This is a genomic window from Anaerocolumna xylanovorans DSM 12503, from assembly GCF_900143645.1.
GTDB lineage: Bacteria > Bacillota > Clostridia > Lachnospirales > Lachnospiraceae > Anaerocolumna > Anaerocolumna xylanovorans.
Map to the genome: position 1 here is coordinate 14,725 of NZ_FRFD01000015.1, position 23,774 is coordinate 38,498.

Below are 23,774 nucleotides of genomic sequence, written 5' to 3' on the forward strand. Positions count from 1 at the left end.
ATGGATATCTTAACCTTATTAAAAGCAAATATCAAATACAAAAAGGGTGCCTTAATCAGTGTCGCAGTTCTGATGCTGATTGTGACTGCGGCTCTCACAGCCGTAATAAGTGCCAATGATAATTTCGGCAGAAATTTAAGGGATGCTCAAAAATCTGTTGATACCGGTGACCTTGTGCTGATGATTGACGAGAAATATGCCACAGATGAACTGCTTAATAAGATAAAAACAGATCCTACCGTAGGACGGATGCGGGATGTTAAAAACCTTACTTCCTTTAGTGCAGTTACAAACGGAAAGGAAGTGACCAACCGTACAACATTTATTGCCTTTAACGAGAAGGAACGGCAATTTTTTCTTTTTAATAAAAAAGGAACCGGATTTGTTACAACGATAGAAGCTCCCGGTAAAGGTGAAATATATGTACCCTTCAGCTTTCAGCAATTATACAACTGTAAGATTGGAAATACCTTCACAATAAAAACGAATCATGGGGATGTACCCTTTCGCATTAAAGGATTTATTGAAGAGCCTTTCACAGGCGGATATTTTCTTGGAGTAAAGCAGGTCTATATCTCAACGGATGACTATAATAAGGTGCTTGCCGGGAAAGCAGATGATGTATCCGTTATCGAGCAAAAGCTTACAAGCAGTCATATGCTGCATATTTATCAAAAAACCGGGAGTACTTTATCCCCAGGCGAATTTAAACGGGAATTAAGCAAAAGCAGCGGTATCTCTGACTATGGCACGACTCTGTCAAAAGAGGATGCTATCGGATATACTTTGATTTTTAACAATATCGGAGGCGGAATACTCTATGTCTTCATCCTCCTTCTGTTCTTTATCGTATTAATCGTTATGGGGCACAGTATAAGCACCGGTATAGAAATGGACTATGTCAATCTGGGTGTTTTAAAATCCCAGGGATTTACCAGCAAAAAGCTGCGGCTTTTGTTCTTTCTCCAATATCTGCTGGCAGAGGGCCTGGGCGCTGTATTAGGCATCTTTGTTTCCATCCCTTTTGTCAGGCTGCTTGGAGGAATCTTTCAACCCATTACCGGCATTCTTGCAACTACGGAGCTTTCCCTTGTAAAATGCCTGCTTCTACTGGCAGGGATACTCTTAATTGAAAGCCTTTTCCTTCTGGTAAAAACCACACGAATCGGCAAGATATCACCGGTAAGGGCAATTTCAGGCGGTCTTGCAAGTATCTACTTTGACAGCAGATTAAAGGCCCCTATCGGAAAACGGGCATTGTCCCTTAGCCTTGCCTTAAGGCAGTTCACCTCCAATAAAAGACAATATGCCGGAACCATTGCCATTGTTTCTATCCTTGCCTATTTTATGATATCCATGACGGTCCTTGCCAACTGCATGTTACCGGAGTCTGTTCAGGAAAGCTTTGGAGGAGTCGTACATGATGTAGCCCTTGCCTTAAATGACAGCTTTCAGATGGATAAGGCCAAGGAAATTGAAAAAGAGATTGAAAAGATTTCTCCTGTCAAGGGCTCCTTGTATGCTAATTACAAATATATAGCAATAAACGGGGAAGAATATAACTGCGTGATATATGACGACCCGGAGCAGTTTAAGAGTATTCTAAAGGGAAGGGCTCCCCTTTATCAAAATGAAATTATTATTACGGAGATACTCTCAGATGAAATCGGAAAAAGCATCGGTGATACCGTAATCCTATCCTACCATGGAAAAAAGGGAGAATATCTTATAAGCGGTCTGTACCAATCCATGCGGGATTTGGGAAAATGCTTTGCCATGAGTCTTGCTGCGCAAGAGCAGCTGGCAGAAGAGCGGCTAACTGACGGCTATATTCAGCTCGCAGAAAAAGAGAAAGCAGGAGACGTGGTTTCTATGCTGAACGAAAAGTTCCCCTCCCTCTTAAAAGCCAGTGTCTCCAAGGACGAGGACGGTATCGGAGATATGATACAACTTGCCTTAAATACAATAGCAATTACTATTTATACCGTTTCCATCCTGTTTATCCTTGTTGTAGTGAATATGGTGTGCGGTAAGATGTTTTTAAAGGAAAAGAAAGATATCGGAATCTATAAGGCATTAGGCTTTACCACCAGAAGTCTCCGCCTGCAATTTGCCCTACGGTTTCTCATTTTGTCTGCCCTCGGAAGTGCCGCCGGTACTTTAATGTGCCTCCTGTTTAACAACCGGATGCTAAGTATGCTCCTTCGCACAGTAGGTATAACCAACTTTACTACAGACTTCCGTATCTCTACCATATTGGCACCGACAGCCTTAATTTGTACCTGCTTCTTCCTCTTTTCCTATCTTGCTTCAAAGAAGGTGCAAAGGGTGGAGATAAGAGAACTTATAACCGAATAGTTCGAATTATTGTGAGGGCTTAAGCAGATTCTTCGGAGCGCTTTCGAATATTGCCGCAATTAATTCCGCCAGTTCTTCCGGCGTTTCCTTCATGCCGCTCCTTAGCCATTCCCCTATAATACTTGTCTGGATTCCGGCAATAATGGCAATCATATAACGTGAGGGAATTTTAAGCTGCTCTTCCATATTATTTTGATTTATAACGCTTTTTATCGTCTCACTCAACTTATGAAGAAAACAAGGGTCTCCGTTTTCATTTATCATAAGGGAAAAGAAGCGGGAGTTGTCCCGAATATACTGGTATATCCTGATTAGGATTGAAAAGGGCCTGCTGTCGGCAAACCCTTTTCTTTTCATAATCTCAATGGGCATTTCCTTAACAATATCTTTTATTCCAAGTAAAACTTCGTCTTCAAGGGTATTCAGTAAATCGTATTTGTCAGCGTAATGCAGGTAAAAGGTATTTCTGCTTATAAATGCTTTTTGGGTTATTCCTTCTACGGTTATCTTGGTAAACCCAATCTCCTCCATCAATTCCAGGAATGCATTTTTAATCATAAATTTGGTTCTTATCACTCTTAAATCAGTTTGTTTTTTCATATATACCTCCATGCATAAACTTGTGTGCGAAAATTGTTTTTTAATTTTTACACTATCCCCCATGCATTTCGCAAGTTTACTTGCGAAACTGCTTAAATCAAAAGTGAAAAATGCTTTTTATTTTTCACACTAACCTCGTTTTATTAGATAATGGACAGAATCAAATAAAGTGACCATTGCATTATAATGTACACCTGTATTATAATTTCCACAGAAATAAAAATCAATAACTTTCGAAAAGAGGCGACTATTTATGGATATTACAGGCAGGAATATTTGCAAGAGCTTTCATCACAAACCTGTTATTAAAAATGTATCTATCTCCATTCCATCCGGCGAAATCATATGTCTGTTAGGTCCCAGCGGAGCGGGTAAAACAACCCTGATCCGGCTGCTTATCGGCGCGATACCCACAGACGAAGGCGAAATCCGCTATGGCCAGACTTTGATACCCAATCTGGCTCTTCTAAAAAAGATTGGCTTTATGCCCCAGAATGACGCTATCTACGAGGACTTATCAGGTACCGGCAACCTGTCCTTTTTTGCAGAGCTTTACGGTATGCGAAAAAAAGACTATATGGGGCGTATTGATGAAGTACTAAGACTTGTTGACTTAAAAGAAGATTCCGGCAAGCCGGTGAGAGAATATTCCGGAGGTATGAAAAAAAGATTGTCTCTTGCTGCTGCACTGCTTCATGAACCGGAAGTACTTTTACTGGATGAACCTACGGTCGGCATTGACCCGGTCTTGCGAAAAGCCATCTGGGTACAGCTAAAAAAGCTAAAGGAGCAGGGAAAAACCATTATTGTATCTACCCACGTTATGGACGAGGTAACGGAATGCGATAAAGCTGCACTTATCTATCAGGGACAGCTCATACAGTATGATACGGTCTCTAACCTTTTATCTCTTACAAAATCCAATAAAATAGAAGAGCTGTTCTTTCTGGCAGCTGACAAAAAAGGCGGTGATGCAGCATGCTAAGTCTGGCAAAAAGAGTGATACATCAAATCTTAGGGGATAAGCGTACTCTGGCATTGATGGTATTTGCCCCGCTGTTAATCCTTTCTCTTATCTATCTGCTGCTTGGAGATTCAGGGTACAAACCTTCCATAGCAATTGATGAAAGTAAGCTGCCGGAGGCCCTCGTAACTGCCCTTAAGGAACAGGAGGCAGACATTATTAATGCAGCAGCGGCAGCTTCCGACCCGGATAAGTATCTAAAAAATAACAAACAGGTGGATGCCGTATTTTCCATGTCACAATCCGCCTCCAGCATAACCATGTACGAATCCTCCAGTAAGAGCGGAGAAGCTATGAAGGCAATACGTGGAGCTTTGGAAGCTCTTAACCCTGCAATGAAAATGGACACCCGTTATGTCTATGGAGGGGAAGATGATTCCACTTTTCAGACAATGGGATACATCTTTCTTGGGGTAATTGCTTTCTTCTTCATCTTTATAATATCCGGTATGGCCCTGGTAAGAGAGCGCAACAGCGGCACGCTGGAAAGAATGCTGATGACTCCTATAAAAAGACGCAGTATTATCGGAGGATATACCATCGGATATGGTATATTTGCAATTATACAGACCATTATTCTGGTCTTATTTAACATTTATGTTCTTGGCCTTAGCAGTAAGGGAAATGTGCTTTGGGTAATCCTCATTATGCTGCTCCTTGCTATTACAGCAGTTGCCCTGGGTGAATTTATTTCTATCTTTGCCAATTCAGAATTTCAGGTAGTACAGTTTATCCCACTTATAATCATTCCCCAGATATTCTTCTCAGGGCTGATACCTCTTGATACTCTGCCATACCACCTGGGCGTTCTAAGCTATGTCATGCCAATCTATTATGGCTGTACGGCAATTAAGAAGATAATGGTGTATGGATATGGCTTTGGTGGAATCTGGTTCTTTTTACTTGCTCTTACTGTTTATATTGCTCTGCTTAGTACCTTCAATACACTGGTATTGAAAAAATATAGAAAATTGTAAACATGAAAAAACGGACCCAGTGCTTAAGTCAGTTATGACTGTGCCCGGGTCCGGCTATTTATATGTTTTCAAACTAATTCCCATGCATTTTGCAAGCTCGCTTGCGATACTGCCCAAATAGAAATTTGAAAATGCAACGCATTTTTCAAACTAATCTCCAGATCCAACAGTATAGATTAACGATGATTCCCAGTCCTTCGTAAGATAACATTCTATTTTGCCTTTCGAATATTTCGTTGTCAGCTTTGAACCATTACCAAATATCGGCTCCAGATTAAATAACCGTAGTGCTTCCCAGTCCTTCATTTGATCTCCTTCTGATTGTCCGCCTCTTATATAGGGCGCATACTCAGATGACTTAAAATATTCTTTCGTCGTCTTCGTATATACCTTGGAATTTATAGTCTTAACAGAACCTTTATTCTTCACCAGTACGAAAAACACGTCACAATAGGTATCATTATAGCGGTAAACAACCGCCACTCCCGGTTTTACTCCTGTTATGCTGCCATTCTGGACAGTTACTATGGAAGTATCTGAGGAATATATATTATTGTTTAAATCACCTGCTGATAATTTTTTTGTCTCTCCAACACTGACCACCTGCTGCTGTGTATCCTTACCGATTATCCAAGCGGGCAAGTGTGTCTTACGGTATATGGAATCCACATCCGCACCGTTAAAATCATAGTCGGACAGTAACTTGGCGGACGCTCCAAACTCAATGGAATCCACATATCCTGCGTCTTCTTCCGTTTCATCTTCATCCGTATAACTGCTCTCGTTTTTCTGATATATCTTTACAGAATTCCATGTTTCACAGCCATACTTTTTTTCAGTCCCATATCCCTCTACAATCTGGCAGTTAAATCCAAGATTGTTCAAAACAGCTCTGTTAACAATTGCAAAACCTATGGAAAGAGAGTTTTTTTCAATCAGCATCGAATGTGCCTTTTTATATTTACCTACCAGGGTAATCCCTTTCTTCCATGAAAGATAATCCAGTTCTTTATATTTTTTTTCAGAAATCTGCGTACTTCCATGGTTTACAACAGCGTTTAAGGCCGCACTGATGCGCTGGTTTGTTGTTGTATTTTTCGGATCTGCAGCTGTTTTTATGAATTTCTTAATTAAATCATTTTCCTTTTTAACATCAGCCTTTGAAATATCAGTGGACTTTTTACTTGTATAAGAAATAGAATCCATCGCGCTGTCCCCGGTCAAATCAACATAACTGCTGGGAGAATAAGTCTTATCGGCAAGTACAGTAATATGAAAGGTGTCTACAAGTTTCTTTCCATCATATACCTTTAGTGTTGCTGTTCCCGGACTTATTGCATATACTCTCATATTATAAGGCATAACAGTGCGCATGTTTCCAGCTGCATCGGGAAGCCATATTGCCGCAGCATCCAGATCCGTATTTGCCTTTAAGCCAAAGACACTGTCATCTGAAATCACATAGGTATAATTCATAAAGTCTTTATAATTCATATTAAAGGAATTCGGATAAACATCATAAAAATAATCACGTAATCCTCCAACCTGATAAGCAAATCCTCCCGTTGGATGATATTGATTTAAGACTACATCTTCATCTGCGTACACTTTTCTGGCAGATGTAATAACAAATATAACAAGTATCATACTCATCATAAAAAAGTATTTGCAATGAAGCTTGTTTCCCTTTTTTAGGTTGTTTTTCATGGTTTGAGTCCCCTTTATCCATTGTTCTGTCTAAAAATCAAGCAAAATTACTCTTTAAAAAGTCGGAATATAAGAAGCTTCATTGGTAGGCTTAGGATATACTTTGTTATATCCTACGACAGACATCCTGTAGCTTGCTGCACTATAATCCTCATCGGGTACGAATATAGTCTCTTTGCCCGTCTCTTTTGCCGATAAATCACCCCAGAAATGATTCGATATATCTACAATCTTTCCCTTTTCATCATACCAGCAAATCTGAAAATATATATGGGCAACCTCGGAAGAATTGTTTTTAAATTTAACCGAAATTTCACTGTCGGAAGGACTTAACACCCCGCCTTTTACATCCGTTACTGCCAGTTTAGAGGAGCAGTCCGTATATGTAATGTTTGACAAAAGCGCTTCTGTTTCAAAACTGCTTACTTCAAGAGTGCTTTTTGAAAAGTCACAGCCAGAATCCTCCTCCGGCATATACTTTACATAAAGTGATTTTCCCGGGAGCAAACTGTAAACACTTATCGAACCATAATCAAGGAAATCTCCGTTGGATGCTCTTAGAACTACAGCAAACCTGACTGATTCAAAAAAGCCCTCCTTTGTATTGTTTGTAACCTTAACAAGATGTTCTCCGTTTGGAAGTTTTCCGCAGAATTTTGCTGTCACATCCATTTTTTTTACAGTCAGGTTAATTTTGCGTGTATAAGCCTTGCCTTTAATCGTTAAAGTAGTCTTTCCCGGTGATTTTGCTTTTACCAATAATTCGTCATCGGAGGTTTTCGTGATTGTCGCTATCTTTTTATTGCTGTTAGTCACCTTGAGTATCTCGCCGATTTTTTGGAATGTATAATAAAATTCATATCCTACATAAAACCTATCATTCACCGTATTATCTGCCTTGACCTCCATTGCCGGAAAGCTGCCTGTCAGTATAATCAATATTAACACCAGAAGCAAGGGCCCTTTCGGTTTTTTCATATCCCACCTCAATTTATCCTTTCGTTTAATAAGAAAACATTGCAAACATATTCTATATGCTACTATTTATTTCATTTTTTGTCAATATTCGTCCTATATTTAAACGCAGGAAATGTTCAAAAAAACGCTTCTGCAAATTAGAAAAGCTTTATTAGCTTTTCAATCAATATTCTTTCTTCCTTGTACAAGGAAATCAAATCCGCTGCTATGATGTCTAATATAAGGGTTTCCTTTGATATCAGATATTTAATATGTAAATTTCTTAATACCAATGCTTTTTTCTCTATCTCCATAAACTCATCTAAAAGAAGGGAATCTTCCTTCATGCATTTGTTATCAAATAGAAACCTGATTCTCATTACCATTACCTTTTTATGTTCATAAATTAAATGCAGTATTCTAATATCGTTTAAAGCTCTGCTATCTCTCTCCAGAAAATGTCGGCTTAACTCGGGGTAAACATTCATACCAAATAGTTTTTTCCGATTGGGATTGTTAATCATCCTGAATTTTTCATCATAACTATTACCGTATAAATAGTCAACCAATGCTTCTTTTATACAGATTTTATCCAAGGTATAGGAAATGCCTTCTTTTTTCGTCAACATAAATATATGCGTAACATAATCCATACTCCCAACTCCCAGGGAATTATCCAGTAAACTGTCTATGGTAAGGAATGCTTTTTCTACCTCTTCAAAAGCGACCGTTGATAATGACAATTTGTTTTCTTTATTATATCCTAATAACTTAAATTGCCTGTGTTCTTTATCGAATCCTGTTATCAAATTATCATGAATAAAATTACGGTTGGTGTACGCCGCCTTCGTTGGAATATAGAATTCATTTAAGCAAAGCTGGGTATAACAGCCGCAGGTTATATTATTTATCAGCAAATCACAGATATTTAAATTGTTATATTTAATAAAATCCCTGTTGATCTTTTGCGTTTCAAGATAGGGGATGCCCGTATAATTTTTCTCCAGGAGCGAAAACCACATACACCCCTCCTGATCCCATTCCCACTGTATAAAATTACTGTAGAACCATGGCAAAATACTGGTATCTCCAAATATGACAGACAAAGAAAAATACTGTAATCCTACTATGGGGGATATATGATGATATACAGGGAGTTCTTTATATTGTTCAGACATGGTCATTATTCTTCCTTTCTCAAAGGCTTCCTTGGTATTTTGGCTCACTTAAAAATATTTGCCCATTATCCAGTGCAAAGACCTTGTCACATCTGGATATGGTATATATCTTATGTGTTATTACTATAATTGTAATTCTGTTTTTAAGCTTATCTAATGTTTCCAATACCTGCTTTTCCGACTCTGCATCCAATGCCGCCGTTGGTTCATCCAGTAGCATAATATGTGCTTTTTTTAATAATGCTCTTGCTATGGCAATCCTTTGGATTTGTCCGCCGGAAAGACTCGTTCCATTTCCTACTGCGGTATCATAGCCCTCTGGCAGTTCAGAAATAAATTCATGACACAAAGCATCTTTGGAAGCCTGTATGATCTGTTCCATGTCAGCAGTCCAATTGCCATATTGGATATTTTCCTTTATTGTTCCCGGGAAAAGATATGGTTCCTGCGGCACATAGGATGTCATATTTCTAAGCTGCCAAACTGAATATTCCTGTATTCCCCGTCCTTTTATTAAAATATCTCCGCTGTCATTACCATAAAACCCTAAAAGCAGTTTGATAATTGTACTTTTCCCGCTTCCGCTTGGTCCTACAATTGCCACATAATCCCCTTCTGCAATTTCGAAGTTAACATCATTTAATATATTTTTCTTTTCTTTATATCCAAAATGTACATGGTCAAACTGAATGATTTTATCCCCATAAGCAGTCTCCATACATATGGATTGTTCTTCTGAATCTTCACCAAAATTTTCTCTTTCTGCATTCCAAAACATTTCCAGCCGTTCGACAGACACCAGGGATTTCTGAACATTTGCATAAAATATTCCAATATTATCAAACATATATCCTGCATTCACCAATAAGTAAGCACTGGCAATGATTTCACCTATGGATAATATTCCTCTGCGCATAAGCATAATACCGGCAGCTAACACTACAATTTCTTTAAAATAATACATAAAGCCCGAAAACAGCACAATGATTGCCTCTAATCCCCCCTGCTTCTTGGTAAGCCCTTTCACTTTATTGCATTCCTCTGAATAGTTTTTATGAAGCAGGTTTGAAATTCCAAGAATCTTAGTATCCTCCAGTCCATTCAATAAATCCATTAATTTGCTGCTGGACTCACTTTTGGCATTCTGTAGTTTTCCGCTGATGATTTTGTTCTTTTTGGCACAGAATGTAGTAAACAGGATACTGATTATTCCAAAAAACAGAACAATAAGCCCCATAATCCAGTTTAAGCTTAGAAGTGCACCAATGGATATGGGCCCTATAAAACATACTGAGAGGAACTCTTTTATTTTTACAGAATACAAATCTTCTATTTGCTTTATATCATCTGTAAAAAGAGACATAAGATTGCCGGCATGAAATTTACTGCTTTCTTCTTTCTTTAAATAAATAACATGCTGATAAAAGCGTAACTTTATTTCTGTAATAGCTTCTTTCATATATTTATTGGAAAGATAACCTGCTATAGGGATAATCAGAAAAGCAACAAGCAATGCAACCCCAAGTATGCCAATGGCATAATATAAATAATCAATATTGTTTTTAGCTGCTGCAGTAACTGCATACTGCACAGCAAATGCAATAACTACATTCAGGCAGATAACAATAACCAGCTGTTCTATTCCAGCTGCTATAAAATATTTAAAGGCATACTTGCCCAGATTTTCTTTAATTTTTTTATATAACTCCGTGATTTTCATTTTTCAATCCAGCCTCCTGCATCATTAATTTTGAATCATATACATTGACTGGTACATAGAATTTTTCATTAACTCCTCATGGGATCCGCCTTGTACTATGCGGTGATTGTGTACCAGAATGATTTCATCAGCATTGGATGCCAATTGAATATCATGTGTAACCATTACTATCGTATGGTTCTGCTTTAAAACATTAAGAGAATTCAGTATTGTTTCAACAGATAGAGGGTCTAACCCGGAAGTGGCTTCATCTAATATAATAAGCGGTGCTTTTCTTAATATCACCCTTGCCATAGCAATCCTCTGCCTTTGCCCCTTGGACAGGTTCATTCCCCTCTCTGTCAGAATAGTTTTGGACCCATCCGGCAATTTGTTAATCACTTCATTTAAATTGGCCATTGTCATAGCTTTCGCTATCTCTTCCTCCTCATAGCTTTCCACACTGTATAATAGGTTTTTCTCAATAGATTCCGGTAATAGAAATGCAGTTTGCGTCATAACTGCGATTTGTTTTCTTAATTCTGACAAATCACTTTCGCACACCTCCCGGTTAAACACCTTAACCGAGCCCTTATAATCTTCATATAAGCCGGAAATCAGCTTTATAATTGAGCTTTTACCGCTGCCGCTTTCACCGACAATTGCAATCAGCTGATTCTTTTTTACGGAAAATGTTATACCTTCCAATACATTGACATCTGAATATGCAAAATAAACGTTTGAGAAATCTACAACGGAATCCGAATCAATTAGCGGAAGTATTCCTCCGGTTCTCTCCTCCTCCAATGAATAGAGCTCTTCAACTTTTTGCATTGGGGATAGTGTTTCTCTATATTTTGTTGAAAATCTTAACAGTGTTTCAATAGGAACAAAGATATTAACAATCAGGAGGCTGAACGCCGGAAGCAAGCCAATCGTCCCCTCTCCCCTCATAGCTAAATAGGCACAGTACAACGGTATGACGCATTGGGGAAATATCCGCAGAAAAAAGTTTAAAGGACTGGCCTTTGTTTTAATTTTTTCAATCTCCAAGCTTTTATCTTTTACTTTTATAAGCTGCTTATGGAATTTTGATGAAAACATATCAAACAGATGATATGTTTTAATTATGTCCAATCCCTCTATCGTGCATTTTAAAAGGTAATTAACTCCACCTATATTATCCTGATTATCCGCCGCTTTTTTTTCTATCGGCTTATTAATTATTCCAAAAAGAAGTGTAGGTACCGGTATTGAAATAATGCACACCAATGTAAGTTTCCAGCTATACCAGAACATAACGGCCATGGTCATCAATATAATAACCGGAGATGCTATGGCACCCGGCAGCAGTTTAATATACTCTTCTACCGACAGCATATTCTCATGTATCGTTGTATATAGCTCTCCGGCATTATACTTTTTAACCGTGTTTAAAGGCAGTTTCTGAATATGTTCCGATAACCGTACCTTTTCATTTTTTACTATTTTAGCAGAAAAATGAACGCTTCTCTTGGCTGCAAGAAATTTACCCAGACCGTATACAATAGCCAGACCTATCACAACAGGTATAAAATCCAAAAATTTATAAATGTTTTTGCTGTTATTGACATCTATGGTTGTCTTTATTATGTATGTAATTGCAATTTCAACCACTGTCACTAAAACAAAAATCATTGCTGTCAAAAATAATCCTGCCACTTCCCGAGCAGAAACGGCTGGCGGAAACATTAACCGCTTTCGTCTATGGATTTTCTTCTCTTTTTTCATCTCTCTGTCCCTTTCGAGCAATGGTGTTTTTTATCCCTTTTTTCATTACAAATCGGCATATAATGAACTGATTTTATCACAAAGGCTTATATATTCTCCTTCTTTTATATTTTTGTTTTTTAGGATAGGGTATATCTCCCCTAAAAGTACCATCACTTCTTTCTTTTTTATTAGTTTATTATCCGAAATCAATTGTTTAACTTTTAACTGAAGACTTAAATATGGATTCGCTGCATTTTCCTCATAATCTTTTTTATCAAGATTTTCATTTTTTATGCTTACAACCAGCCCCATAGACTTTTTTATTGCTTCAAACCTTCCGTGCTTTAGCAGCTCTTCAAATTGATTGACATTTTCCTGCTTATTGATTGCAAATGTACTGGCATCAGGATAATCATCAGCCACCATTTTACATAAAGTATCCCCAGGGCCTAATTCAACAAAATACCTGACCCCGCTATTATACATATAGTCGATAGATTTCTGCCAATTCACCTGGTGGATAATGTGTTTTCCCAAATAAGAGCCGAAATAATTCTGGTTTATATAAGGGAGTCCGTCCAAATTGCTTATAACCGGATACTTTAAATCCATAAATACCGTATCCCTGCAATATTTTTCAAACTCCCCGGCACATTCCTCCATTAATATGCTGTGAAAGGGTATATTTACCTTTAAAGGAATTACCGTAGCATGTAGCTTTTTTAATTTAGTTTCTGCTTTTTTAATTCCGCTATAATTACCTGATATTACTTTCTGTCTGGATGAGTTATAATTTGATATTGACACAACAGATTCCTCATCCTCCGAGACCTCTTTGCAGACGCAGTCTAATACTGCAGTGGAAACTCCGAAAACAGCGCTCATTCCTCCCCTGTTTTCACCATGCACCTTCATTAATCTGCCTCTTTCCCTGACCAACTCCAATGCCTTTGCAAAATGGATTCCTCCGGCACATGTTATAGCCGCTATTTCCCCCAAACTATGTCCTGCCAGAAATAATGGTTCTAATTCATATACTTCTTTGAAGGTCTCAAACGCAGCCATCTCATAGGTCAATAAAAGCGGCTGTACATCTTCTGTATCCATTAATCCTTCTTCCGACGCATTTCTGCATAGCTCCGGCATATTAAGATGCAATGTATCGCTTGCTTCTTCAAAAATTCTTTTGAAAGACGGGTATTTTCTTATAAAGTCCTGCTCCATTCCTTTATACTGAGAACCTTGTCCAGTAAATAAATATCCTATATTCATGTACTTAACCTCATTTAGACTATTTTGCAGTTCATAATAATATGAACCCTTAACCCTCTTGTACTTCCGTTTCTGTGTTACTTCTCATACGGAACAGGAGTTGCATCTCCATATTCCTGATATTATTGACTTCGCTGATAAGTTTTTTTATGACCAAATCATTTACCTCCCCGCTTACTTCTAAGCGGATGAAGCTATTTCTTAGTTTTTTCCACGCTTCATATACCTGTCCGGTTATTTCGGCCGATTCATCCTCCTTTTCCATGATTTTGTTTCTAAATACATCAAGTGCCTTAAAGTTTACGATATTACGAATCATATTAATCAAATTGCTAAATTCGTTATTTTCCAGTGCTTTTTTGTTGCGGATATCTCCAACAAAATCAGTTAAATATGATACGCTCTTTTCATATTCACTTAAATTTTCCGACCATAGCGCCTGATACTCTGCTTTATAGTCAGCTTCTACTTCTTCCATTATGTATCCCGAATCAAACTCAAGGATATAGTTATAGAAAATATTCTCCTGGGAAAAATGCTTCGTAAACCCTTCCAGACAGTTATCCATATCACTTTTACTTAACAAACACTGCTTATAATCCAGGTTATCTTTACCTGTATGTTCAATTACAATAAATAACTCCTCTTCTTTTTTATAATCCACTATGGCCAATGTATGTGCCAGATGCTGTTTATTGTAGGTATCCATACGTATTGCTTCATAGTAACTGTCAACCCATGCAATAATTTGCCTGTTTTGCGCTAATTCTTCAATTATGGCATTGGATGTTATTGCTGAAATTTTCTTAAATTTTACTCCCTGCCCGGCAAGTAATGTATCTTCATTTTTCTTTGAAACGGTTTCTATATCAAGAATTCCATTTTTATACTTATATATAAACATATCGTTTACATAAAATGGATGCAAGTCTTTATCATTCAGCCGCAGCAGACTAAAGAGAGAATTATAAAAGCAGCTCTTGTAAAAGATATCATTGAATATCTTTTCATCCTGCACCTTTTTCATCAAAGTTTTATGCTTTATCTTCTTTCCCTCTATGAAAGCTGCCAAATCATGTACTGTATTATAGGTATAAAAGTCCTTTTCTCCAATATAGATATTATCAGCTTCCAGTTTGAGCTGGACTTGTACAAATAGAATCGAGTTCATTCCCATGTCGCCGAATTCATGATAAACATTGATTGTTTCATATCCCAGTATATTTCCAATGATTTTCCCCAAAACATGCTCCACATCTGTGTAATTGGAGTCTTTTTTACCTTCAAGCCTTACAGATACAGGCTGTTCTGTTTTGAAAGCTTTATGGTTTCCCTGACCCAGTTCCTTAAGAATCTCATCTGAGAATTTTAATTTGGCCTTGTGCAGATTTTCTACTATTAAAGGATTACTGCTGATTTCACCTATAATGAACCGCCCTTTTAAACCGCTTTTTAATATAGCAGATAAATTCTCCAGTGCATCTTTATCATCTATCGGAAGAAACATCTGTGAATACTGCATGTTCTTTGTAGTTTTTATATTGATTGTTGATATCCATGAAGGCCAATTTATTGTTATGACTCTTTTGGCTATTTTACTTTCCTTACTGGCATAAGAATCCAGATAAGCATTTGCTGCCGCATAAGCAGAAGCACCGTAAGAACCTGTACTTGTAATAGCAGAACTAAATAATACCATAAAATCCAGTTTGTTTTCGTCCCATACTTTTTCCAGCAAAAAGAGTCCGGCTATCTTCGCCTTTGTACCATCCCAGAATTGATTGCCCTCCAGCGTCCTGACAGGCTGGGCGGAGCCTCCTACGCCTTCCGCTGCACAAAGGAACATACCATTTATTTTCCCGTACTTTTTCTTAACGGAATCCAACAGGCTTATGACATCTTTTTCATCCGAGATATCCGCCTTAAAAACCTCAATCTCATTATTTTCTTTTATTAACTTTTCCAGTTTTGTATAATCCTTTTGCTGTTCTTTGCCACAAATACAACGTCTCCCGGCCAATATGATATGAACATCCTCCGCAGCTTCTGTAAGAAATTCCGCCAGCTTGCGGCCGATATTACCTGTTCCTCCCCATATTATATATATTCCCTTATTGCATATTCCATTACTCTGGTGTATTGCTTTCTTATCTGGGTTGTATTTTGTGATAACACTCTTGTAATACCTGTCTTTCCTGATTAAAGTTATTGGATTTTCTTTTTCTGCACCTTGTATATTTTCCAGGATAAAGGCCAGATTATCCGTGTCATCCACATCATATCCAAAGCAATCCATACCGGGATACTCTGTTGATATTGTTTTTAAAACAGATAATATAACCGAATTTTCTGCCGCATCCGCTTGTTTGGAAAACACAATCAGCGGAATAGGATCTGCAACAGTGGAAGCAGCTCGTATTGTACATACCAGGCTCACAATATTTTCAAGCAAATAACTTTGAAGCATTTTAACGTCATTGAAATTATTATCTGACAGACAGCCAATGTGAATAATTCTATGAATACTGCTCCACTCAATTTTCATTATCTGCTTAAGTATGACAGTTTCAATATCCTCTGCGGCACTTTTAGGATAATTAATATACACAGGAATAACACTATAGTTTTTACTCAGCTGGGAATCGACTATTTTATTGCAGCTTTCATTATCATACATAATTACAGCCACCTTAAGCTTTTCACCTGTATGGTTTTGTAACGTATTATTTTCTATCCTTCCGTTTTCAACCCACTCTTCCTTATAATAGCCGATTTTTCGAGGAACATTAAGCCAATGCCTCTCTTTCTTAAATGGATAAACCGGTAATGATACCTTAGGTAATGCCGGCAGAAAAGAGTTCCATTCGATTTCGCAGCCCCTCACGTATAATAAAATAAGCTCTCTTAAAATCTCTGTATTATCTTTTTGTCCGTTAGAAAGCTCTTTTGTATACCCGGCTGCTTTTTCCTTCATATTATTGAGCTCTTCCTTGGTTATTTCATACTCCTCCGCTATTTTTTTTGTCGGAGCAATAATAACATGCTCTCCATAGAACATGGTCCTGCAATCAACACCCTGTTTATAATTATTTAAATTAATGCAATAGCCCTTGTCATCCTTCTTAAATATCACAGCAAGCCTATACCTGTAGTGCCCCCTGCCTGTGTTCGAGGTATAGCAAATCTTCCTTAGTTCCTCAAAATCTTCCACCGTTTGCAGTATCCTTGTATATTCAGTTAACAACCGCTTAAAAGAATACCTGCTTTTTGCCGAAACAGTTAAAATACTGTACCTTGCATTATCAAAGCATTTATCCTCTGTTACAGGAGCTTCTTCCAATACAATATGACTGTTTGTGCCGCTCATACCAAAGGAGCTTACGCCGCACCTTCTTGGCATATCTTTTTCAACAATCCAGTCCCGGTACTGCGTATTAACATACACCGGAGAATTGATAAAATCTATTTCCTCATTCGGATATTCAAAGTGGATACTTGGAATTAATTTCTTATGCTTTAAACACAATGCCGCTTTTAGAATCCCTGCTAATCCTGCCGCATTATCCAAATGTCCCATATTTGACTTAATTGTGCCAATGGCACATATCTGCTTTTTATCCGTATAACGTCTGAACGCACGGGTAATACCGTCTATTTCAATAGGATCCCCAAGCTTTGTCCCTGTTCCATGTGCCTCTAACATCGACACCGTTTCAGGATTTATCCCTGCGTTTTCCCATGCTTTTACGATAACATCTGCCTGCGCAACCGGGTTAGGTGCTGTTATACCATTTGACCGGCCATCCTGATTTAAAGCAGATCCCTTAATTACCGCATATATCCTGTCTTTACTCTCCACCGCCCCTTTTAACGGTTTTAAAAACATTGCAATGGAACCTTCCCCGCCAACGGTTCCATCGGCTTGATTGTCGAAAGTTCTTGTCTTATTATCCTTTGAACTAATTCCAATATCAATATTATAGCTTAGCGGCAAAAGCTGTATTTTTATTCCTCCGACAATTGCCTGCTCACATTCTCTTAAATACAGGCTTTGACAAGCATAATGCAAAGCCGTAAGAGATGAGGAACAGGCCGTGTCAAAATTTACGGCAGGCCCCGTGAAATTTAACATATATGAAATCCGCGAAGCTATGATTGACGGCAATGTCCCTGTCAGGGCTGTATTGATGGATTCCCGGTTATACTTATACGCCATTCTCCGGTACTCTGATTCATTACTTCCATATCCCAGAAAAACCCCTGTATTACTGCCATATAACGATTTGCCGGAATAGCCCGCGTCCTCTATGCTTTTCCAGCATGTCTGTAAAAATATCCTTTGACTCGGATCCATTAAATCTGCTTCTTTAGGAGAAAAATCAAAAAATTCCGCATCAAAGAAATCAATATTTTCCAAATATGCTCCTGCAAGATATTCCTCATCCTCAGAGCAGGTTTCATTAATATAACTGCTTACCTGTGATTTTCTTTGGTTGGGAAAATCCCCGATAAAATCATGTCCCTTTGCAAGCAGTTCCCACAATTCCTCCAGACTGTCTGCCAAAGGCATTGTGATACCAATACCAATGATGGCTATGTCTTTATCATTAGATACCTTTCTCTCACAAACCGCCTCTTTTTTATTGAAGCCGTATTCGTTATTAAATTTATATCGTACAAACTCTGAGATAGTAGGATATGCAAAGAGCTCACTTACCTTGCATTCAATCTGTAATTCCTCTGCAATCCTTGCAGACAGCTGAACAATACGCATTGAATTTCCGCCTAAGTCAAAAAAGTTATCATTCACACCTATTCTTTCCGTATTTAAAAGTTCCTTCCAGATTAAAACAAGCTTTTTTTCGATATCATTTGCAGGCAGCACATAAGTTTTTTCGCTAAGGCTGATACATTTATTTCTCAATAGCCCCTTATCTGCTTTTCCATTTGAAGTAACCGGCATTGCTTCTAACAGCTCAATGCGATCCGGCACCATATACACCGGCAGTGTCTCTTTCAGGGTATGCTTTATAGCGGTAATGTCTATTTGTTCATATGCCGTAATAAATGCACACAAGCTCCCGTTTTCATTATCCCCGCGGATTACAACGGCAGCTTCTTTCACTCCCTCCTGCTTAAGTAAAACATTTTCTATTTCTCCAAGCTCTATTCGAAAACCTCTTAGCTTGACCTGCTCATCTTTTCTCCCAAGGTATTCAATTATTTTACCAGGAATGACTTTAGCCAAATCTCCTGTTTTATAGATAATGCTGCCGCTTATATACGGATTTTCTACAAAACATCTTTTCGTTTGTTCATCCTTATTCAGATACCCTCTTGCCAAGCCCTGACCGCCTATATATATTTCCCCTGTCACTCCATAGGCTACCTGTTTCATGTCTTTATCCAGAATATATATCCTGGTATTTTTAATTGGTAAGCCGATTGGCACAACTTCCCGTTTATCCTTTTGGGGATCGAACCGGTATATCATACAGCCAACTGTTGCTTCCGTAGGACCATATTCATTATAAATTTCAATTTTCCCCCGGTACCAGTCACTGATTCTTTTGGCAGCGCTGGTTTTTAAAGCCTCACCGCCTAATACAAATTTCCGGACACTGCTTGCTTTTACATCCTCCTCGGAAAGCATATTCAAATGTGTTGGTGTCAGTTTCACTATATGAACTTCCTCATGCTTTACTACTTGCCTTACAAGGTCTATTTCATCCGATTCAAATACTATTATTTTGGCACCAGTCAATAATGGCGTAAAGATAGAGGTGATTGTTAAATCAAAGCCGACAGCACTGTACAAAGGAAAATTCAGAAGTTCATTCCCGCAATAATATTCTGCCGCCCAGGTAATATAGTTCGTCAGCCCCCTGTGCAATATTTGTACCCCTTTAGGCTTTCCTGTTGAACCAGACGTATATAATATATAAACCATATCCTCAGAACTTCGAAAACTTGTCTGATAACTAACACTATATTCTCCAAGGAGAATGTCACATACTCTAAGCTGTAAAATATCTTCGTTTCCCGGCAGCTCCTCTCTATAATCCTTCACCAGCAACAGCTTCGTACTACTATCTTCCAGCATATATGAAATTCTATTGACAGGAGCGCCTTTATCAATTAATAAAAAAACACCGCCTGCACGCAGTACCCCGAGAATCGATATAACTAATTCCTTACATCTGCCAGTTATAATTCCTACAACCTCTCCCAGTAAAATCCCCTTACCCCTTATTGCATTTGCCACCTTACCCGACTTTTCCCATAATTCCCTGTATGTCATAAATGTATTTTCATCCTGAATTGCAATACTGTCCGGAGTTTTTAATACTTGCTGTTCAACTAATTCATGTATGTTTATTAAATTGCCTTCACTCCTCCCCGAAGCCATAAGCGAAATCCTCCTTCTCCTCTTTCGTTAGCATATTTAAGTCCTTAATGCAAGAATTTGGTGATAATACTATCGAGTGAAGAATTTCCGCAAAATGCTGCATAAAATATTCTACCGTTTCTTTTTCATACACTTCTACCAGATAGCAGACAACAAGCTTTATATTCTCTTTCCATTCCATGCAAGTCATATCAATATTGGCATGTGAAACGGTATATTCCAAATCTACAGACGTTATTTCCAGATTATCCATGCTTATTTTGTCAAATCCGAAATCTTCATTGTAAAAGTTAAAGGCCGCCTCATATACATTTCCCCGGTTCACTGCGTGTACTTTACTAAGCTGCTCTACGAGTAAATCCAGCGGATAATCCTGATTATCCAATACATTTATCAATTGGGATTTTACCATTTTTAAGAACTCTAAATAACATATTTCGGAAGATACATTAATTTTAAATAATACCGTATTAAGAAGCGCTCCCATTATATAATTCATATCCTTCTGTGTTCTTGCGGCAACCGGTATTCCTATTAAAACCTCCTCTTTTCCGGTATATTTTGATAGCAGTATTAAGTAAGAGGATAACAAAACCATATATAATGTCGCATTATTTTCCTTTGCTAACAGTCTCAATGAATGGGTTGTGTCAGTATCAATTAATAAACTTAGGCTCCTGCCTATGCCGTTTGATATTGCCGGCTTATTAAAGTCTGCAGGTAATTCCAGAGAAGGGATTGCACTTGAAAACTCTTTAAGCCAGAACTCTTCCATATCATTAAAAGCTTCTGTTTTTATTTTCTCATTCTGCCACTCTGAAAAATCTCTGTACTGCATTTTTACTTCAGGCAGCGGTTCACCGTTATAGCCTTTTATGACCTCTTCTATAAAAATGCTTATCGATATCAAGTCCGTAATGATATGATGCATATCAATCAACAGATAGGATTTATGAACATTGACCATTAACAAATGTATTCTAAGTAACGGACCATGTTCCAAGTCAAATGGCTTTATACATTTCTGGCATTCTTTACTTACTTCGCCCTCTGATATCCAGCTGGATTCCAGCTTAAAGTCAATGGTATCCTTAATTTTTTGTATAATGTTATTGTCCTGCACAGCAAAAACCGTTCTTAATATTTCATGCCGCTGTATTGTGCCCTCAACTGCTTCAATCAGTTTTTCTTTTATTACTGTTCCATCCAGTCTTAGAAGCATGGGTGTATTATAAGCGATGCTGGTTTGATCCATTTTATGTGCGATATACATCCTTTTCTGTGTCGCGGACAGCTCATAGAATTCTTTCTTAGCCGACTGATGAATTTCATTTAAGGCCTCCCTCTTATTCCCCCCAACATATTCGCCAATCCACTCAATATCAGCATGTTCTAATAATATGTTCAACGGAATATCGCAATTAAACCTGTCATAAATCATCGTTGCCATTTTCATTAATTTTAAAGAGTTTCCTCCTAAAGCAAAGAAATTATCTGTTATCCCAAAATCGTCTTTGGCTAAGAGTTCCTGCCATATCAAAAATAATTCCTGCTCTGTTTCATTTTGAGGCGGCTTTACACTCTCCCCAGATATCTTTATACTTAAAAGTTTATCTTTATCTACTTTATCGTTTACATTCATCGGAATTTTTTCAACAGGTAAAATATAATTGGGAATCATGTAATATGGAAGGATACCCTCCAGCTGCTTCTTAATCCCTTTCACCGATTCCTTTTCACTTTCCAAGACCACAAAGGCAATTAGCTGCGAATTTTCTCCTTTTTCATTGACAGCAACTGCCGCATCCTTTATCCCCTCTTGCTCCTTTAATATAGTTTCAATTTCTTCAAGTTCAATACGGTACCCACGCACCTTTACCTGATTGTCAATTCTTCCCACATATTCTAAATTCCCATCTTGAAGCCATTTTCCCAAATCACCTGTACGGTATAGCATTTCATTCCGGGAAAAAGGGGATTCAATAAATCTTTTTCCGGTCTCTTCTTCACTATTTATATATCCGGCTGCTACACCAAATCCCCCGATATATATCTCACCCACTGCTCCATACGGCATTATGCCAAAGTCATTGTCTAATATATATATTTGTGTATTAAAAAAGGGGGTTCCGATAGGAGCGTTAATTGCATTTTTCAGCTTTTCCATATCCGCTATATAGCAGGTAGAAGCTACACAGGTTTCTGTAGGTCCATAAAGATTTATTATTTGAGGGGTATTCTCCGAAAACATCTCTGTAAATTCTTTCAGGAGCTTTACTCCTAAGGTTTCACCGCCTACGATAATACTTTTAAGATATAAGTCCTTTTCTTTGTACTTGTTCCCATTTATCAGCAGCCTCAAATGAGCCGGCGTCCCTGCCATTGTATTTATTCTTTTGCTTGTTATGTACTTCATAAGCATGCCGCCATCTTTAATTACCTTTTCAGGTATGATAGCCAAAGTGTATCCACACAACAATGATACAAATATCTGCATAATGCTGGGGTCAAAACTAAAGGAGGTCAGAAGTCCGATTCTTGTATCCTCTGTATAATTCCTATATATTTTTTCATATAAACTCTGTATTAAGTTCATGATACTAAGATGTCTTATTTTTACACCCTTGGGCCTGCCGGTAGAGCCGGAGGTATATAAAATATAGGCTATTTCATTTACATTGCAGGCTATATTTAAATCACTGTCAGTCTCCTGCCTGTTCATTATTTCATCCATATTGACTGCCGGTATATCCATGAACTCTCTCGAATCATTTACAATAGTAAGTTTGGCATTGCTGTTCTTTAGATAATATTCCATTCTGCTCTGCGGAATGCTGTTATCTATGGGCAGAAAAATGGCCCCTAAGCGCATAACCCCTAATAGCGCAATGATAAAATCGGCTGTTCTTGTTGTAAGAACCCCGACTACATCCCCTTCTCCCACTGCTGACTTGCTAAGATATGCCGTTACTTTTCCTGACTTGTCCCATAAATCTCCATAAGTTACTTCCCGTTCATTGTCGGCAACTGCTATACGCTCCTGCAATCTTCTGCAAACCTTCTCAATTTCCTGGTTAACACTGCTCCGGTTAATATCGAATTTATTTGCATTTACGGATTCCATAAGTTCACACATTTCATTTTTCGAAATAACTTCCAAATCACAAACAGCACTTGAACGCTTATCCACTACCTCTGCAACTGTATTATTTACAGCTTGAATCAATCTCTCAATCTTTTTTGGGTTATGATGAATACATTTATAGGTTACTTTTCCAACCACCTGCTCGTCCTCTAATGAAAAAGTAAAAATTAACGAGGCTTTATTATCTGTAACAATATCATGCAGCCCTTCCATTTGTACTACCGTATTGTATTGAAGATCAGTTATTTTCTCCTTTTCAACTTTTTCTATAGGAAAATCCTGATATTTACAGCACAAATGATAATTTTCCCGTGTAGTATTAACCACTTCCCGCACTGTGTCCTTTTCGTTGATTTTTGTCTGTAACAAAAGTATTTTATTCTCGTCATTCCGGTTATTTTCATCCTTTATTGGGGGAACACCCAGCCTGACATAGGAATTTATAGAATATTTTTTCAAGATAATATTAATTACAGATAACAATATCACAAAGGTATTCTTCTTTGAATTATTTGTTATCTCTATTATGCTTTTACATTCCCGATCAGGTATATGAAAATCAATGTTATCATACCGATCTGCCAGACCGGTTTGTGTATCTAGAGGAATGCCTTTTGTAACTTCTTGAACTTCCAATGCTTTTATCCAATACCTATAACCAGGCTCCAGAATTGAAGTCATATATACCCTCCTCAT

General features: G+C 37.9%; 12 protein-coding genes. 3 read left to right on the plus strand and 9 right to left on the minus strand.

Translation table 11 applies throughout. The features are described 5' to 3' along the window. Entirely contained in the window at window positions 1–2,358 is a 2,358-nt protein-coding gene (locus BUF11_RS21410) for an ABC transporter permease (protein ID WP_073590926.1), read from the plus strand. A 6-nt stretch (window positions 2,359–2,364) separates the two neighbouring features. Here BUF11_RS21410 and BUF11_RS21415 read toward each other — a convergent pair whose 3' ends face one another. Beyond that, a complete protein-coding gene (locus BUF11_RS21415) occupies window positions 2,365–2,958 on the minus strand; it encodes a TetR/AcrR family transcriptional regulator (protein ID WP_073590927.1) in 594 nt (197 codons plus the stop codon). Between the two features lie 253 nt (window positions 2,959–3,211). Here BUF11_RS21415 and BUF11_RS21420 point away from each other — a divergent pair, with 253 nt between their 5' ends. Together BUF11_RS21420 and BUF11_RS21425 are read left to right on the plus strand one after the other, a co-directional pair. After that, window positions 3,212–3,943 carry an ABC transporter ATP-binding protein gene (locus BUF11_RS21420; protein WP_073590928.1) on the plus strand — a complete coding sequence of 244 codons (732 nt, stop codon included), beginning with the start codon at window positions 3,212–3,214 and terminating at the stop codon, window positions 3,941–3,943. Next, the gene (locus BUF11_RS21425; protein WP_073590929.1) at window positions 3,937–4,959 is read left to right on the plus strand and encodes an ABC transporter permease; all 1,023 of its coding nucleotides are present in this window, start codon (window positions 3,937–3,939) and stop codon (window positions 4,957–4,959) included. Before BUF11_RS21420 ends, BUF11_RS21425 begins: the two co-directional genes overlap by 7 nt. A gap of 150 nt (window positions 4,960–5,109) precedes the next feature. Here BUF11_RS21425 and BUF11_RS21430 read toward each other — a convergent pair whose 3' ends face one another. The 8 genes from BUF11_RS21430 to BUF11_RS21465 form a co-directional block, all read right to left on the minus strand. Next, window positions 5,110–6,666, minus strand: coding sequence for a hypothetical protein (locus tag BUF11_RS21430; RefSeq protein WP_073590930.1), 1,557 nt, complete (start codon window positions 6,664–6,666; stop codon window positions 5,110–5,112). Window positions 6,667–6,720: 54 nt separating this feature from the next. After that, window positions 6,721–7,644 carry an Ig-like domain-containing protein gene (locus BUF11_RS21435; RefSeq protein WP_073590931.1) on the minus strand — a complete coding sequence of 308 codons (924 nt, stop codon included), beginning with the start codon at window positions 7,642–7,644 and terminating at the stop codon, window positions 6,721–6,723. Window positions 7,645–7,781: 137 nt separating this feature from the next. Beyond that, the gene (locus BUF11_RS21440; RefSeq protein WP_175562122.1) at window positions 7,782–8,801 is read right to left on the minus strand and encodes a hypothetical protein; all 1,020 of its coding nucleotides are present in this window, start codon (window positions 8,799–8,801) and stop codon (window positions 7,782–7,784) included. 19 nt (window positions 8,802–8,820) lie between these two features. Continuing rightward, a complete protein-coding gene (locus BUF11_RS21445; protein ID WP_073590933.1) occupies window positions 8,821–10,521 on the minus strand; it encodes an ABC transporter ATP-binding protein in 1,701 nt (566 codons plus the stop codon). 24 nt (window positions 10,522–10,545) lie between these two features. Further along, the gene (locus BUF11_RS21450) at window positions 10,546–12,270 is read right to left on the minus strand and encodes an ABC transporter ATP-binding protein (protein ID WP_073590934.1); all 1,725 of its coding nucleotides are present in this window, start codon (window positions 12,268–12,270) and stop codon (window positions 10,546–10,548) included. Window positions 12,271–12,315: 45 nt separating this feature from the next. Then, window positions 12,316–13,524 carry an ACP S-malonyltransferase gene (locus BUF11_RS21455; RefSeq protein ID WP_073590935.1) on the minus strand — a complete coding sequence of 403 codons (1,209 nt, stop codon included), beginning with the start codon at window positions 13,522–13,524 and terminating at the stop codon, window positions 12,316–12,318. Window positions 13,525–13,573: 49 nt separating this feature from the next. Then, window positions 13,574–19,933: an amino acid adenylation domain-containing protein gene (locus BUF11_RS21460; protein WP_073590936.1), complete on the minus strand. Its 6,360-nt coding sequence runs from the start codon at window positions 19,931–19,933 to the stop codon at window positions 13,574–13,576. Then, complete coding sequence (locus tag BUF11_RS21465; RefSeq protein WP_073590937.1) at window positions 19,914–23,759, minus strand: non-ribosomal peptide synthetase; 3,846 nt, start codon at window positions 23,757–23,759, stop codon at window positions 19,914–19,916. Before BUF11_RS21465 ends, BUF11_RS21460 begins: the two co-directional genes overlap by 20 nt. Window positions 23,760–23,774: the final 15 nt, after the last annotated feature.

Coding starts and splice junctions, on each gene's coding strand:
- BUF11_RS21440 (WP_175562122.1), bottom strand. CDS start 8,801: ATGTCTGAACAATATAAAGAACTCCCTGTATATCATCATATATCCCCC.
- BUF11_RS21450 (WP_073590934.1), bottom strand. CDS start 12,270: ATGAAAAAAGAGAAGAAAATCCATAGACGAAAGCGGTTAATGTTTCCG.
- BUF11_RS21455 (WP_073590935.1), bottom strand. CDS start 13,524: ATGAATATAGGATATTTATTTACTGGACAAGGTTCTCAGTATAAAGGA.
- BUF11_RS21410 (WP_073590926.1), top strand. CDS start 1: ATGGATATCTTAACCTTATTAAAAGCAAATATCAAATACAAAAAGGGT.
- BUF11_RS21430 (WP_073590930.1), bottom strand. CDS start 6,666: ATGAAAAACAACCTAAAAAAGGGAAACAAGCTTCATTGCAAATACTTT.
- BUF11_RS21435 (WP_073590931.1), bottom strand. CDS start 7,644: ATGAAAAAACCGAAAGGGCCCTTGCTTCTGGTGTTAATATTGATTATA.
- BUF11_RS21420 (WP_073590928.1), top strand. CDS start 3,212: ATGGATATTACAGGCAGGAATATTTGCAAGAGCTTTCATCACAAACCT.
- BUF11_RS21425 (WP_073590929.1), top strand. CDS start 3,937: ATGCTAAGTCTGGCAAAAAGAGTGATACATCAAATCTTAGGGGATAAG.
- BUF11_RS21415 (WP_073590927.1), bottom strand. CDS start 2,958: ATGAAAAAACAAACTGATTTAAGAGTGATAAGAACCAAATTTATGATT.
- BUF11_RS21460 (WP_073590936.1), bottom strand. CDS start 19,933: ATGGCTTCGGGGAGGAGTGAAGGCAATTTAATAAACATACATGAATTA.
- BUF11_RS21465 (WP_073590937.1), bottom strand. CDS start 23,759: ATGACTTCAATTCTGGAGCCTGGTTATAGGTATTGGATAAAAGCATTG.
- BUF11_RS21445 (WP_073590933.1), bottom strand. CDS start 10,521: ATGAAAATCACGGAGTTATATAAAAAAATTAAAGAAAATCTGGGCAAG.